Annotated in this window: 1 protein-coding gene; it reads left to right on the forward strand. The window is 76.7% G+C overall.

What is annotated here, in order from left to right; all coding sequences use genetic code 11:
* The first annotated feature begins 430 nt into the window (after positions 1–430).
* A complete protein-coding gene (locus K4G22_RS30535; protein ID WP_228083711.1) occupies positions 431–16588 on the forward strand; it encodes a type I polyketide synthase in 16158 nt (5385 codons plus the stop codon).
* Positions 16589–16593: the final 5 nt, after the last annotated feature.

Consider the following 16593-nt stretch of genomic DNA (forward strand, 5'->3'; position numbering starts at 1 on the left):
CAGGTGGCGAGCAGTGTGATAACGGTCACGCGCGGATGAGGTGTACACGCCGCTACGCCTGGTCGACAACTGAAGATGATCAGACAATCGCTAATGGTGACTAAGGATGATCAGTCGAGTGCGATGCCTGTCACGCTGCCCGTCGGCGCCGCGGAGCATGATCGCGGACAGTTGCGAATTGTGACGCTCGCCATACAGAGCGTTCGGTAGCTCCGCAGTATGGTCGCTCCGCAGGCCACGGTTCCGCTCGTCCCCCGTTGACCGTCCGGCCTCTCGTCCCGTCGGACCACCACCCCCACCCGCACTGTTCGCGAAGCAACGCCGTCGTCCCACCGGTCGACGACGTTCAGCGAGCGGGCATCGCCATGAGTTCCACGCGCCGAATCCCTGGAAGGCCCAGGGGCGTTCGCAGCACGTCGAGGAGGAAGCGTTGACCAGGACAGGCCCGCCGCAGGCTGCCATCGCGGTCATCGGCTACTCGTGCCGACTGCCCAAGGCGCCCGACCCGGAAGCCTTTTGGCGACTGCTGCTCGACGGTCGGCACGCCATCACCGAGGCGCCAGCCGACCGGTGGACCACCGCCCAACTCGACGCCACCGGCACACCGCACGCCGCCCACGCGCGCTGGGGCGCCTTCATCGAGCACCCCGAGGACTTCGACGCGGCCTTCTTCGGCGTCTCGCCCCGCGAGGCCGCCGCGATGGACCCCCAGCAGCGGCTCGTCCTGGAGCTGGGCTGGGAGGCGGTCGAGCACGCGAGGCTGCCGCCGGCCACCCTCGCCGCCACCCGCACGGGCGTCTTCGTCGGCGCCGGCTGGGACGACTACGGAACGCTGCGCCGCCGGTCGGCCGCCGAGATCACCCACCACACGCTGCCGGGCACGCAGCGCGCCCTCATCGCCAACCGGCTCTCGCACACCCTCGGCCTGCGCGGCCCGAGCCAACTCGTCGACACCGGGCAGTCCTCGTCCCTGGTCGCCGTGCACCTCGCCTGCCAGTCCCTGCGCTCGGGGGAGTCGACCGCCGCGCTGGCCGGCGGGGTCAACCTCAACCTGGCGTTGGACACCGCGCTGGTCGCCGCCGGTGTCGGCGCGCTCTCCCCACGGGGGAGATGCCACACCTTCGACGCCCGTGCCGACGGCTATGTGCGTGGCGAGGGCGGCGGCCTGGTGCTGCTCAAGCCGCTGGACCTGGCCGTCGCCGAGGGCGACACCGTGCACGCGGTGCTGCTGGGCAGCGCGGTCAACCACGACGGCGACGGCAGCGCCCTCACCGTGCCCGACGCCGAGGCGCAGCGCGAGGTGGTGGTGCTCGCCCAGCGGGCCGCCGGGGTGGCGCCCACCGACGTCGACTACGTCGAACTGCACGGCACGGGCACCACGGTCGGCGACCCCGTCGAGGCGGCGGCGCTGGGCGCCTCCGTCGGCGCCGCGCGGCCGGCCGGCTCGCCGCTGCTCGTCGGCTCGGCCAAGACCAACGTCGGTCATCTGGAGAGCGCCGCCGGAATCGTCGGCCTGCTGAAGGCCGTGCTGGCGGTCGGCCGGGGGGAGCTGCCGGCCAGCCTCAACTTCCAGGCGCCGCCGCCCTCGATCCCCCTCGACGAGCTGAACCTCCGGGTGCTCACCGAGCGCGGCCCCTGGCCGGGGGAGCACCGCGTCGCCGGGGTCAGCTCCTTCGGCCTGGGCGGGGCCAACTGCCATGTGGTGGTGTCCGCCCACCGGCCCGCCGAGGCGCCGGCGGCGCCGGGCGCCAGGCGGCCCCCGACGGTCGGTGCGGTGCCCCTGGTGGTGTCGGCGCGCGGCCAGGGCGCGCTCCGCGCGCAGGCCGCACGGCTCGCCGACTGGATCGAGGACCGCCCGGACACCGACCCCGTCGACCTCGGCGCCTCGCTGCTGGCCTCCCGTACGCTCTTCGACCACCGTGCGGTGGTCCTGGGCACCGCCGGGCTGCGGGCGCTGGCCACGGGCGGGCCCCGCGAGGACGTCGTCGTCGGCCGCGCCGGCGGCGCCGTCGGCAAGACGGTGTTCGTCTTCCCCGGGCAGGGCGCGCAGTGGGTGGGCATGGCCCGTCAACTCCTGGACGAGTCGGCGGAGTTCGCCGCCCGGATGGCCGAGTGCGACCTGGCCCTGGCGCCGTTCACCGACTGGCGCCTCGCCGATGTGCTGGGCGACGGGGACGCGCTGGAGCGCACCGAGGTCGTGCAGCCGGCGCTGTGGGCGGTCATGGTGTCCCTCGCCGCGCTGTGGCGGTCGCTCGGTGTCGTCCCCGACGCGGTGCTCGGCCACTCCCAGGGCGAGGTCGCCGCCGCCGTGGTGGCGGGCGCCCTGTCCCTGGAGGACGGCGCGCGCGTGGTGGCGCTGCGCGCCAGGGCGCTGCGTGCCCTGGCCGGCCGCGGCGGCATGACCTCGCTGGCGCTGCCGGCCGGCCAGGCCCGCGCGTTCGTCGGTCTCGAGCTGTCGATCGCCACCGTCAACAGCCCGGGGTCGGTCGTCGTCGCCGGCGCCCCGGAGGCGCTGGCGGAGCTGGAGGCCAGGGCCGAGGCGCGGGATGTCCGCGCCCGCCGGCTGCCCGTGGAGTACGCCTCCCACTCCGCACAGGTGGCCGAGATCGAGGAGCGGCTGCGGGACGTCCTGCGCGATGTGACGCCCCGCGCCGCCGGCGTCCCGCTGTTCTCCACCGTGGACGTGGACTGGGTGGACGGCACGGGGCTCGATGCCGACTACTGGTACCGCAACCTGCGCGGCACCGTCGAGTTCGAGTCCGCCGTACGGCGGTTGGCGGAGTCCGGGCACGGCGTGTTCGTCGAGGTCAGTGCCCATCCGACGCTGACCTCCGCCGTGGCGGAGACCGCCGGCGACGTGATCGTCGGCGGCACCCTGCACCGGGACGACGGGGGGTGGGACCGGCTGACGCGCTCGGCGGCCGAACTGCTCGTGCGGGGCGTCGGCGTCGACCTCTCGCCCCTGTTCACCGGCGCCGCTCAACTCGCCCTGCCCACCTACGCGTTCCAGCGGCAGCCCCACTGGTTCGACCGGGTCGCCGAGCCGGCCCAGGCCGCCGAGGCGGTCGTCGACACCACGCTGCCCGCCCTGACCGACCTGGTCAGGGCGCACGCCGCCGCCGTCCTCGGGCACGCGGGCGCGGGCGAGGTCGACATCCGGCTGGCCTTCAGGAGCCTGGGACTCGACTCCACCTCGTCGCTGGAGCTGCGCGCCCGGCTGGCCGCGGCGACGGGCCTGCGGCTGCCGGCCGCACTGGTCTACCACCACCCCACCGTCGAGCGGGTCGCCTCCTTCCTGCACCGCGCCCTGCACGGCGCCGACCCGGCCGCACCCGCCGCCGGGCCGCCCACGGCACCGGCGGACGAGCCCGTCGCGATCGTCGCGATGAGCTGCCGGCTGCCCGGCGGGGTGCGCTCCCCGGAGGACCTCTGGCGGTTGGTGGCCTCCGGGACCGACGCCGTCGGACCGCTGCCCACCGACCGTGGCTGGGACCTGGCGGCCCTGCTCGGCGGCGCGGGGGACGGCGGTGCCTCCCACACCGGGCACGGCGGATTCCTCGACGGCGTGGGCGACTTCGACGCCGAGTTCTTCGGCATCTCACCGCGCGAGGCGCTCGCCATGGACCCGCAGCAGCGCCTGCTGCTGGAGACCAGCTGGGAGGCGTTCGAGCGGGCCGGCATCGTGCCGGCCGCCCTGCGGGGCAGCGCCACCGGCGTGTTCGTCGGCGCCATGAACCAGGACTACCTGCCCCGGCTGCACGAGATACCGGCCGAGGCGGAGGGCTACGGCCTGGTCGGCGGCGCCGGCAGCGTCGCCTCGGGCCGCGTCTCCTACACCTTCGGACTGCACGGACCCGCCGTGACCATCGACACGGCCTGCTCGTCGTCGCTGGTCGCCCTGCACCTGGCGGCACGCGCGCTGGCCGCCGGCGAGTGCTCCCTGGCCCTGGCCGCGGGCGCCACCGTGATGGCGGGCCCCGGCATGCTGATGGAGTTCAGCCGACAGAACGGCCTGGCCGACGACGGCCGTTGCCGGGCCTTCAGCGACGACGCCGCCGGCACCGGCTGGAGCGAGGGCGTCGCCGTCCTGCTGCTGGAGCGGCTGTCGGACGCCCGGCGCAACGGGCACCAGGTGCTCGCGCTGGTGCGCGGCTCGGCCGTCAACCAGGACGGGGCGTCCAACGGGCTGACCGCGCCGCACGGCCCCTCCCAGGAGAGCGTCATCCGCTCCGCCCTGGCCGGCGCGCGGCTGACCGCCGCCGACGTGGACGCCGTCGAGGCACATGGCACCGGAACGGTCCTCGGCGACCCGATCGAGGCCGACGCCCTGCTGGCCACCTACGGCCAGGACCGCCAACAGCCCCTGTGGCTTGGCTCGTTGAAGTCGAACATCGGCCACACCCAGGCGGCGGCCGGCATCGCCGGCGTCATCAAGACGGTGCAGGCCATGCGGCACGGGATGCTGCCGGCGACGCTGCATGTCCGCACCCCCTCGTCCCGCGTGGACTGGTCGGCCGGGTCGGTGCGGCTGCTCACCGAGCAGGCCGAGTGGCCGGCCGGGGGCCGTCCGCGCCGGGCCGGTGTCTCGTCCTTCGGCGTGAGCGGCACCAACGCCCACGTGATCCTCGAAGAGGCCCCGCGCGACCTCGAAGAGGCCCCGCGCGCCACACCCGCCCCGGCGGAAAGGGTCGCCGACGCCCCACCGGCCTCCCCGCCCTGGATCCTGACCGCGCGGGACGCCGGCGCCCTGCACCGGCAGGCCGCCGGGCTGGCCCGACACCTGGCCGCCGCCCCACACGTGCGCCCCCTGGACGTCGGCTACTCGCTGGCGACCGAGCGGACCGCGTTCGAGGAGCGCGCGGTGCTGCTCGCGGGGCCCGCCGGGCTGCGCCCGCTCGCCGAGGCGACGCCGGGCGGCGGACCGCCGCTGCCCGGCGTGGTCCTGGGCACCGCGCTGCCCGGCGCCAGAACGGTCTTCGTCTTCCCCGGCCAGGGCTCGCAGTGGGCCGGCATGGCCCTCGAACTCGCGCGGTCGGCGCCCGCCTTCGCCGAGCGGCTGCGGGCCTGCGACGACGCCCTCGCGCCCTACCTCGACCGGCCGCTCGCCCAGATCCTGGCCGAGCCAGGAGCACCGGGGCTGCGGCAGGTCGACATCGTGCAGCCCGCGCTGTTCGCCGTCATGGTCTCCCTGGCCGCCCTCTGGGACTCCCACGGCGTGCGGCCCGACCTGGTCGTCGGCCACTCACAGGGCGAGATCGCCGCGGCCGTGGTGGCCGGCGCGCTGACCCTGGAGGACGGCGCGCGGGTGGTCGCGCTGCGCAGCAGGGCGCTGCGCGCGCTCGCTGGTCGCGGCGGCATGGCCTCGGTCGCCCTGGGAGCGGAGGAGGTCCGACTTCACCTGGCCGACTGGGGCGACCGGCTGGCCGTCGCCGCGGTCAACGGGCCAGGAGCCGTCGTCGTCTCCGGCGACCCCGAGGCGCTGGACGCGTTCCTCGCCCGGTGCGCCACGGAGGGCCACCGCGCCCGCCGGGTCCCGGTCGACTACGCCTCCCACTCGGCGCAGGTCGAGGAGATCCGCGAGGAGGTGATCGAGGCCCTCGCGGGGATCGAGCCCGGCCGGGCCTCGGTGCCGTTCCTCTCCACGGTCACCGGCGAGCTGCTCGAAGGGCCGGAACTCGACGCCGGCTACTGGTACCGCAACCTGCGCGGAACGGTCCGCTTCGGCCCGGCCGTCGCCGACGTCCTCGCCCACGGCGCGGCGCTCCTCATCGAGGTCAGCCCGCACCCGGTGCTGGTGCAGGGCGTCACCGACTGCCTCGACGAGGCGCTCGACCGCGCCGGCGACCGCCAGGCGGCCGTGCTGGGCACGCTGCGGCGCGGCGACGGAGGCCCCGAGCGGTTCCGCACCTCCCTGGCCGAGGCGTATGTGCACGGCGCGCCGGTGGACTGGGCGGCGCTCTACGAGGGCAGCGGCGCCCGCCGCACCGAGCTGCCGACCTACCCGTTCGAACGCAGGCGGTACTGGCTCGACACCTCGCGCGCCGCCGCGCCCATCCGCCCGGGACCCGACAGCTGGCGCTACCGCGTCACCTGGACCCCGCGCCCCGACGCCGACCGCCCCCCGACCCCGGACGCCCTGCGCGGGCGCTGGCTGGTGGCGGTGCCGGCGCACCTCGCCGACGACCCGTTCACCGCCGACGTCGCGGCCGTGCCCGCCGCCCACGGCGCGGACGTCCGCACCCTGGCCGTGGCGGCCACCGACGACCGGGCGGCCCTCGCCACCCGGCTGCGCGCCGTGGCCTCGGAAGGCCCCGTCACCGGTGTGCTGTCCCTGCTCGCCCTGGACGAGCGGCCCTGCCCGGGACACCAGGCGGCGCCCGGCGGGCTGGTGTCCACCGTGGCGCTCGTCCAGGCACTCGGCGACAGCGACCTGCCCGCCCCGCTGTGGCTGGCCACCCGGGGCGCCGTCGCGGTCGACGCCGACGACCGGCTCACCGCCCCCGCCCAGGCCCCGGTGTGGGGCCTGGGCCGGGTCGTCGGCCTGGAACACGCCGACCGCTGGGGTGGCCTGGTCGACCTCCCGCCGACCCTGGACGCGGCCAGCGGGAACGGACTGGCGGCCGTCCTGGCCGGCCTGCCCGTGGACGGCGCGGCGCACCAGGGCGACGACGCCCACGACGCCCGCGACACCGAGGACCAGGCGGCCGTGCGCGGCGCGGGCGTGTCGGTGCGCCGCCTGATCCGCGCGGCCGGAGGCCCCCGGCCCGGAGCCCGCGCCCTGGAGCCCCGTGGCACGACGCTCATCACCGGCGGCACCGGCGCCCTGGGCGCACACGTCGCCCGCCGGCTCGCCAGCCGGGGCGCCCCCCATCTGCTCCTCGTCGGCCGGGACGGACCGCGGGCGCCCGGCGCCGACGCGCTCCGCGCCGAGCTGGCGGAGCTCGGCTCCCGCGTCACGGTCGCCGCCTGCGACGTGGCCGACCGGGACGCCCTGGCGGCGCTGCTCGCGACGGTCCCGCCGGAACACCCGCTCACCGCGGTCGTGCACACCGCCGCCGTCCTGGACGACGACCTGGTGGCGGTGGTGCGCCCGGAGAAGATCGAACGGGTGCTGCGCCCCAAGCTGGCCGGGGCGCTCCACCTGCACGAGCTGACGCGGGAGCTCGACCTCGACGCGTTCGTGCTGTTCTCCTCCGTGGCCGCCACCCTCGGCCTGCCGGGACAGGGCAACTACGCCCCGGGCAACGCGTTCCTCGACGCCCTCGCCGAGGCGCGCCGCGCCGAGGGACTCGTCGCCACGTCCCTGGCCTTCGGCCGCTGGGCGGGCGCGGGCCTGGCGGGCCGCGAGGGCGTCAGCGAGCTGCTGACCCGCCACGGCCTGCTGGCCATGGACCCGCAGGACGTGCTGACCGCGATGGAGCGGGCCGTCGCCGAGGGAGAGACCTGCCTGACGCTCGCCGACATCGACTGGGACCCCTTCTACCGGGTGTTCACCGCCTCCCGCGTCCGGCCGCTGCTCCACGCGATGCCCGAGGTGCGGCGGCTGCGCGAGGCCGCGACCGGCACCGGGGACCCCGGAGCGGCCGGGCCCACGCTCGCCGGGCGGCTCGCCGCCGCCGGCGACGAGGAGCGCGGCCGGATCCTGCTCGACCTGGTGCGCGGCCATGTCGCCGCCGTACTCGGCCACGCGGGCGCCGAGACGGTTCGGGTGGACCGCACCTTCAAGGAGCTCGGCCTTGACTCGCTGACCGGCGTGGAGGTCCGCAACCGGCTGGGCGCCGCGACCGGACTGCGACTGCCGGCAACGGCCGTCTACGACCACCCGACCCCGGCGGCGCTGGTGCGCCACCTGCGTACCGAACTCGCCGGCCCGACGGGCGTCGCACCCGAACGGGACCCCGCGCCGGCCGACCCCGCCGCCGACGACCCGATCGCCGTCGTCGCGATGAGCTGCCGTTTCCCCGGCGGGGTCCGCACCCCGGAGGATCTGTGGCGGCTCGTCGACGGCGGCACCGACGCCATCGGCGCCTTCCCCGGCGACCGGGGCTGGGACCTGGACGCCCTGTACCACCCCGACCCCGCGCACCCGGGCACCACCTACGTGCGGGAGGGCGCCTTCCTGGACGACGTCGCCGGCTTCGACGCGGACTTCTTCGGCATCTCGCCGCGCGAGGCGCTCGCCATGGACCCGCAGCAGCGGGTGCTGCTGGAGACGTCCTGGGAGCTGCTGGAGCGCGCGGGGCTCGACCCCACCTCGCTCCGGGGCAGCCGCACCGCCGTCTTCGCCGGCACCAACGGGCAGGACTACCTGGCGCTGCTCGCCGCCGCTTCCGCCGAGCACACCGACAGCGAGGGGTACGGCAGCACCGGCACCACGGCCAGCGTCGTCTCGGGCCGGGTCTCCTACGCCCTCGGTCTTGAGGGGCCCGCCGTCACGGTCGACACCGCGTGCTCCTCCGCGCTGGTGGCCCTGCACCTGGCCTGCCAGGCGCTGCGGCACGGCGAGTGCGACCTGGCCCTGGCCGGCGGCGTCACCGTGATGGCCACGCCAGGACTCTTCGTCTCGTTCAGCCGACAGCGGGGCCTGGCCGCCGACGGGCGCGCCAAGGCGTACGCCGCCGGCGCCGACGGCACCGCCTGGGGCGAGGGCGCGGGGCTGCTCCTGCTGGAGCGGCTGTCGGACGCCCGGCGCAACGGGCACCAGGTGCTCGCGCTGGTGCGCGGCAGCGCGGTCAACCAGGACGGCGCAAGCAACGGTCTTTCCGCGCCGAACGGTCCCTCCCAACAGCGGGTCGTCGCGGCGGCCCTGGCCGACGCGGGGCTGCGGGCCGACGAGGTGGACGCGGTCGAGGGCCACGGCACCGGAACCCGGCTGGGCGACCCCATCGAGGCCCAGGCGCTGATCGCCGCCTACGGGCGGGATCGCGACCCGGAACGACCGCTGTGGCTCGGCTCGGTGAAGTCGAACATCGGCCACACCCAGGCAGCGGCGGGCGTCGCCGGCGTCATCAAGATGATCATGGCGATGCGGCACGGTGTCCTCCCCGAGTCCCTGCACCTGGACGCCCCGTCCGAGGTCGTGGACTGGACGGAGGGGGTCGTCCGGCCGCTGGCCGGGGCGCGGCCCTGGCGGCCGGCGGCCGGAGCGCCGCGCAGGTTCGGGGTGTCCGCGTTCGGCATCAGCGGCACCAACGCGCACGCCCTCCTGGAGGAGCCCCAGCAGCCGGAGCCCGACAACGCCGGGGCGCGGGCCGGCGGGGCGCGGCTCTTCCCGCTCGCGGCCAAGGGCCGCCCGGCGCTGCGCGCCCAGGCCGCGAGCCTGCTGGCGCAGTTGGAGCGCGACCCCGTCACGGACGGCGGGCTGACGGATGTGGCGTACTCGCTGGCCACCACCCGCGCCGCGCTGCCCGACCGGGCCGTCGTGCTCGCCGACGACCTCGGCTCCCTGGCGCGCGCGCTCGGCGCGCTCGCCGATGGCCGGCCCTCCTCCGGGGTCTTCGAGGGCACGGCACGCGACGCCGCCGCCCGCCCGGTGGCCTTCCTCTTCACCGGCCAGGGCAGCCAGCGCCTGGGCATGGGCGCCGAACTCCACGCCCGCCTCCCGGTGTTCGCCGCCGCCTACGACGAGGTCGTCGCGGAGCTGGAGCGGCATCTGGACCGGCCGCTGCGCCAGGTCGTCGACGAGGACGCCGAGGCCCTGGCACGCACCGAGTACGCCCAGCCCGCGCTGTTCGCCGTCGAGGTCGCCCTCTTCCGAACGCTGCGCGCGTGGGGGGTGCGTCCGCAGTGGCTCGTCGGCCACTCCGTCGGCGAACTGGCCGCCGCGCACGCCGCCGGCGTCCTCACGCTCGCGGACGCCGCCGTCCTGGTCACCGCGCGCGGCCGGCTGATGCAGGCCCAGCGCGCCGACGGCGCGATGCTCGCCGTCCAGGCGTCCCCCGACGAGGTGGCCGGCGAACTCGCCGACCTGGGGGGCCGGGTCGCCGTCGCCGCCGTCAACGCCCCGGGCTCCGTGGTGCTCTCCGGCGACGCCGACGCGGTCGCCGCCCTGAGGCGGCTCTGGCGGGGCCGGGGCCGCAGGACCAAGCCGCTGCGCACCTCGCACGCCTTCCACTCCCCGCATCTGGACGGCATGCTCGCCGACTACGAGCGGATCGCCGCCGGCCTCGCCTACGCCGCGCCGCGCATCCCCGTCGTCTCCACCGTGACGGGCGCCGAACTCACCGCCGAGGAGGCGGCCTCGCCCGGCTACTGGGCGCGGCAGGCCCGGGCGACCGTCCGGTTCGCCGACGCCGTGGGCGCGCTGTGGGCCGCCGGCGCCACCACCTTTGTGGAGATCGGGCCCGACGCCGTGCTCTCCGGCATGGTGGCGGACTGCCTGCCCGATGAGAACCCGCCGGCGGTCTCCCTGCTGCGCGAGGGCCGGCCCGAGGAACGGACCCTGCTCGCCGCTCTGGCCCGCCTGCACACCGTGGGCGCCGGCCCCGACTGGGAGGCGCTGTTCGCCGCCACGGGCGCGACCCGACGCCCGCTGCCCACCTACCCCTTCCAGCACCGGCGGTTCTGGCCGCGCGTCCTGACCGCGTCCGACGCCGCGGGGCGGGACGCCGACCGGTGGCGCTACCGGATCGGCTGGAGGGCACCCGTGGAGCCGGCCGGCACCGGAGCGCCGGACGGCGGCTGGCTCGCCCTGGTGCCCGCCACCGAGGAGGGGAACGAGGGGACTCCCGCGCTGGACGCCTGCCGCGCCTGGCTCCACGGGCTCGGCACCCCCGTCCTCCCCGTCGCGGCCGGCACCGGGCGGGACGCGCTCGCCCGGCTGCTGCGGGACACCGCCGGCCCCGACGGGGTGGCGGGCGTGCTGTCGCTGCTCGCGCTCGACGAGCGGCCACACCCCGGCCACCCGGCGGTGCCCACCGGCCTCGCCGGCAACCTGATCGCCGCCCAGGCGCTGACCGACGCGGCGCTCGGCGCCCCGCTGTGGCTGGTGACGCGGGGCGCGGTCGCCGTGGACCGGGAAACGGCGCGGCCCGAACAGGCGCGCACCTGGGGCCTCGGCCAGGTCCTCGGCCTGGAACAGCCCGAGCTGTGGGGCGGACTTGTCGACCTGCCGGCCGACGTGGACGGACCCGCCCTCACCCGTCTTGGCGCCGCCGTCACCGGCGGCGGCGAGGACCAACTCGCCATCCGCGCCCACGGCGTCAGCGCACGCCGCCTGGAACACGCCCCCGCGGCGAAGGACGGTCCGCTCTGGCAGCCGCGCGGCACGGTCCTGATCACCGGCGGCACCGGCGCGCTCGGCGGCCATGTCGCGCTCGCCCTGGCCAGGGAGGGCGCCGAGCATCTGGTGCTCACCAGCCGGCGCGGCCCGGCCGCGCCAGGCGCCGACGCGCTCCGCGACCAGCTGGCCGCCCTCGGCGCGCGCGTCACCTTCGAACCCTGCGATCTGACGGACCGCGAGGCGGTCGCCGCGCTGCTGGCGGCACACCCGCCCACCGCCGTCGTGCACGCCGCCGGCGCGCTCGGCTTCGGCGCCGTCGCCGAGGACGGCGTGGCCGCGCTCGACGAGGTCGCCGCTGCCAAGGTGCTGGGCGCCGGCCACCTGGACGAACTGCTCGCCGACGCCCCACTGGACGCCTTTGTGCTCTTCTCCTCCGTCGCCGGCGTCTGGGGCAGCGGGGGACAGGGCGCCTACGCCGCGGCCAACGCCCATCTGGACGCGCTGGCCGCCCGGCGCAGGGCCAGCGGACTGCCCGCCGTCTCCATCGCCTGGGGCCCCTGGGCCGGCGGCGGCATGGCCGACGCCGAGACGCTGGACCGGCTGCGCCGCCGTGGGCTGGCCGCGCTGGCGCCCGCCGCCGCCGTCGCCGTCCTGCCCGCCCTGGCGGCCGGGCCCGACGCCACGGCCGTCGTCGCTGACGTCCGCTGGGCGGACTTCGCCCCCGCCTTCACGGTGGCGCGTTCGCGCCCGCTCGTCGAGGACCTGCCCGAGGTGCGGGCGGTCCTGGCCGGCCGCCCCCAGGACCAGGAGCCGGCGTCGGCGCCGGGGTTTGCCGCGCGTCTCGCCGGGCTGCCGGCGGCCCGCCGCGAGGAGGCGGTGCGCGATCTGGTCCGCGACCATGTCGCGGCCGTCCTCGGCCACGACTCGGCCGATGGCGTCGCCCCCGACCGGGTCTTCCGGGACCTCGGCTTCGACTCCCTGACGGCCGTGGAACTGCGCGACCGGCTGGTCGAGGCCACCGGGGTGCGGCTGCCCGTCACCGAGGTGTTCGACCACCCCACCGTCGCCGACCTGGCCCGCCGCCTGCACACCGGGCTCGGCGGCACCGGCGCGGCAACGGAGGACCGCGCACCACGCCGGGCCGCCGGCGCCCCGCACGCGGACGCCGACGAACCGCTGGCGATCGTCTCCATGGCCTGCCGGTTCCCCGGCGGCGTGACCTCGCCCGACGACCTGTGGCGGCTGGTCGCCGACGGCGGGGACGCCATCGGCGCGCTCCCCCCGGAGCGCGGCTGGGACCTGGAGCGCCTCTACCACCCCGACCCCGACCACGAGGGCACCTTCTACGCCCGTGGCGGCGGCTTCCTCCACGACGCCGGCCGGTTCGACGCGGAGTTCTTCGGCATCGCCCCCCGCGAGGCGCTCGCGATGGACCCGCAGCAGCGGCTGCTCCTGGAAACCTCCTGGGAGGCACTGGAGCGCGCGGGCATGGACCCGACCGCCCAACGCGGCGCCCAGGGCGGTGTCTTCGTCGGCGTCGCCGCCCAGGGCTACGGCAACGGGCCGGCCGACGGGGTCGAGGGGCATCTGCTCAGCGGCACCGTCACCAGCGTGGCCTCCGGACGCATCGCCTACACGTTCGGCATCGAGGGCCCGGCGATCACCGTGGAGACGGCCTGCTCGTCGTCCCTGGTGGCGCTCCACCTGGCCGGCCAGTCCCTGCGCTCGGGCGAGTGCGCCTACGCGCTGGTCGGCGGCGCCGCGGTGATGGCGTCCCCCGATGTCTTCGTCGAGTTCAGCCGGCAGCGCGGGCTGTCCCCCGACGGCCGGTGCCGTTCGTTCGCCGAGGACGCCGACGGCACCGGCTGGTCCGAGGGCGTCGGCATGCTCGTCGTCGAGCGGCTGTCGGACGCCCGGCGCAACGGGCACCCGGTGCTGGCCCTGGTGCGGGGCTCGGCCGTCAACCAGGACGGCTCGTCCAACGGACTGACCGCGCCCAACGGCCTCGCCCAGCAGCGGGTCATCCGCCAGGCGTTGGCCAACGCCAGGCTCGAACCGGCGGATGTCCAGCTGGTCGAGGCACATGGCACCGGCACCACCCTCGGCGACCCGATCGAGGCACAGGCGCTGTTGGCCACCTACGGCCAGGACCGCGAACAGCCCCTGTGGCTGGGCTCGTTGAAGTCGAACATCGGCCACACCCAGGCCGCAGCCGGAGTCGCCGCGGTCATCAAGACGGTGCTGGCGATGCGGCACGGCACCCTCCCGGGAACCCTGCACGCCGAGCGGCCGAGCACCAGGGTCGACTGGAGCACGGGGAACATCCGGCTGCTCACCGAGGCCCGCCCCTGGACGGGACCGCGCCGGGCCGGTGTGTCGGCGTTCGGCATGAGCGGCACCAACGCCCATGTCGTCCTGGAACAGCCGGATCCCGACCCGGCGCCGGCAGCCGGCCAACCGGACCGCGCCGCGCCCCTGCTGCTGTCCGCCCGCACCTCGGGAGCCCTGCGGGAGCAGGCCGCCGGCCTGCACCGACTGCTGCGCGACACCGACGCCGGCATCGCCGACGTGGCCCACACCCTGGCCGGCAGGCCCCGCTTCGAACGGCGCCTGGCGGTGCTGGGCGCCGACCGGGACGCCCTGCTGGCCGCGCTCGCCGCGCCCGAGACCGCGCCGCACGCCGTGACGGGCGAGGCCCGCTCGGGGCGCACGGTCTTCGTCTTCCCCGGACAGGGCACGCAGTGGACCGGCATGGCGCTCGAACTCGCCACCGCCGAGCCTTCGTTCGCCGCCCGCCTGGACGCCTGCGCCGAGGCCCTGGCACCCCATGTGGACTGGTCCCTGCGCGAGGTCCTCGCGGACGAGGCGGCCCTGGGCCGGGTCGATGTGCTCCAGCCCGCCCTCTTCGCCGTCATGGTCGCGCTCGCCGAGCTGTGGCGCTCCCACGGCGTCCACCCGGACGCCGTCGTCGGCCACTCGCAGGGCGAGATCGCGGCGGCCGTGGTGGCCGGCGTGCTCAGCCTGGACGACGGCGCGCGGACCGTCGCGCTGCGCAGCCGGGCCGTCCTCCGCTCCCTGGCGGGCAAGGGCGGCATGCTGTCCGTGGCGGCGGACGAGCCCACCGTCCTGGCGCTGCTGGCCGGCCACGCCGGCCGCGTCGGGATCGCCGCGCTCAACGGCCCCGCCGCGACCGTCGTCTCCGGCGACCCGCAGGCGCTCGACGCCCTGGTCGCCGACTGCGAGGCCCGTGGCCTGCGGGCCAGGCGCGTCCCCGTCGACTACGCCTCGCACTCCGCCCAGGTGGCGGACGTGCGGGACGAACTCCTCGCCGGGCTGGCCGGCGTGCGGCCCGCCCCCGGTGACCTGCCCCTGCTCTCCACGGTCACCGCCGAGTTCGCCGACGGCACCACGATGGACGCCGAGTACTGGTACCGGAACCTGCGCGAGCCCGTCGCCTTCCACGCGGCCACCGAACGCCTGCTCCGCACGGGACACACCCTCTTCGTCGAGGTCGGGCCGCACCCGGTGCTGATCGCCGGCATCGAGGGCACGGCCGCCGACGCCGCTCTCCCCGTCACCACCGTCGGCACCCTCCAGCGCGGACAGGGCGGCCGGGACCGGATGCGCGCGGCCCTCGCCGAGGCATGGACGGCCGGCGCCGACGTCGACAGAGCCGCCCTGACCGGCCCGGGGGCCCACGTCGAGTTGCCGACCTACCCCTTCCAGCGTGCGCACTACTGGCTGCCCTCGCCCGGCAGGTCGGCGGCCGGCGCCCAGCGGCCGGCGCCCGTTCCGCTCTACCGCGTCGCATGGCGTGCCCTGCCGGACCAGGGCACGCCCGTGGCACTGGACGACTGGGCGGTCGTGGTGCCAGCCGGCGGACACCCCCTCGTGGCCGCCCTGCCCCGCTGTGTCACCACCGATGTGACGCTCAAGGGCGTCACCGGCCCCGTCGCCGGCGTGCTCTCCCTGCTGCCGGCCGCCGAAACCCCGGCCCTGGTGCGCGCCCTGGACACCGCCGGCGTCCAGGCACCCCTGTGGTGCCTCACCACCGGGGCCGAACGGGATCCCGAGCAGGCAGCGCTGTGGGGGCTCGGCCAGGTCATCGGCCTGGAGCAGCCGCAGCGCTGGGGCGGCCTGGTCGACCTGCCCGGCGACCTCGACGCCACGGTGGTGCGCCGCCTGCGCACCGCCCTGGCCGGCACCGAGAACCAGGTCCTGGTACGCGCCGACGGCAGCTACGCCCGGCGCCTGGTCCACGCCCCGCAGGTCGCGCCGCCCGCCGAACGCTGGGCACCGGGCCGCGTCCTCGTCCGGGGCGCGGACGGGCCCCTGACGGCCGGGATCGCGGACTGGTTGGAGCGGCACGGCGCCGAGCGCGTCCGGGTCAGCGCCGACCCGGCCGCGCGGCCCGAGCCCGACGAGCGCACCGTGCTCCAGATCGCGCCCGCCGAGCCGCAGGCCGGACCGGTCGCCGAGGCCGTGCTGCCGGTGACCGACGAGCCGACGGTGCCGGAGGGCGCCGTGGACACCTTCGTTCTGCTCCATCCGCTCAGCGGCGTCTGGGGCGCGGCACGGCAGGGCGCCGGCACCGCCGGGTACGCGAGCCTGGCCGCCCACGCCCGCCGGCTGCGGGACCTGGGCGTCCGCGCCGTCTCCATCGCCGTCGGCGGCTGGGAGCCGCAGGCCCCAGCCGAGACGCCGCTGCCGGTCGACACGGTGATGGCGGCGGTCCGCCGGGCCGTCGAACGCGACGAGCCGGCGCTGATCGTCGCCGACATCGACTGGAGCCTGATCGTCTCGGCTGTCTCCACCCCGCGTCAGCTCAGCCTGATCGAGGAACTCCCCGAGGCCGCGCGGGAGGAGCCCGGCGACGACCTCGCTGAGCGGCTGTCCGCACTGCCGGAGGCCGACCGGCGCCTGGCCCTGCTCGACCTGGTCACCGAGCAGGTCGCAGCCGCCCTCGGCCATGAGACGCCGGAAGCCGTGCGGCCCGACTCCTCCTTCGCCGACCTGGGCTTCGACTCGTTGCTCGCCGTCCAGTTCCGCAACCGGCTGTGCGCGGCCACCGGACTGGCCATCTCCCCGACGGTGGTGTTCGACCACCCCACGCCGACCGTCCTCGCTGACCACCTGCACGGCGAACTGCTCGCCGAGCCCGATCCCGTCGCCCCGATGCTGGCCGAGATCGACCGCCTGGAGCGCGCGCTGGCCCGACTGCCGGTCGTGGACGAGGTCAGCGCCCGACTGCACACCCTGCTGCGCCGCTGGGACGAGCGCTCGGCACCGGCCGGGGCCGGTGAACTCGGCTCGGCCACCGCCGACGAACTGTTCGACCTGCTCGACAACAACTTCGGCACCGCCTGAGGAGA

This window comes from Streptomyces profundus (assembly GCF_020740535.1).
GTDB lineage: Bacteria > Actinomycetota > Actinomycetes > Streptomycetales > Streptomycetaceae > Streptomyces > Streptomyces profundus.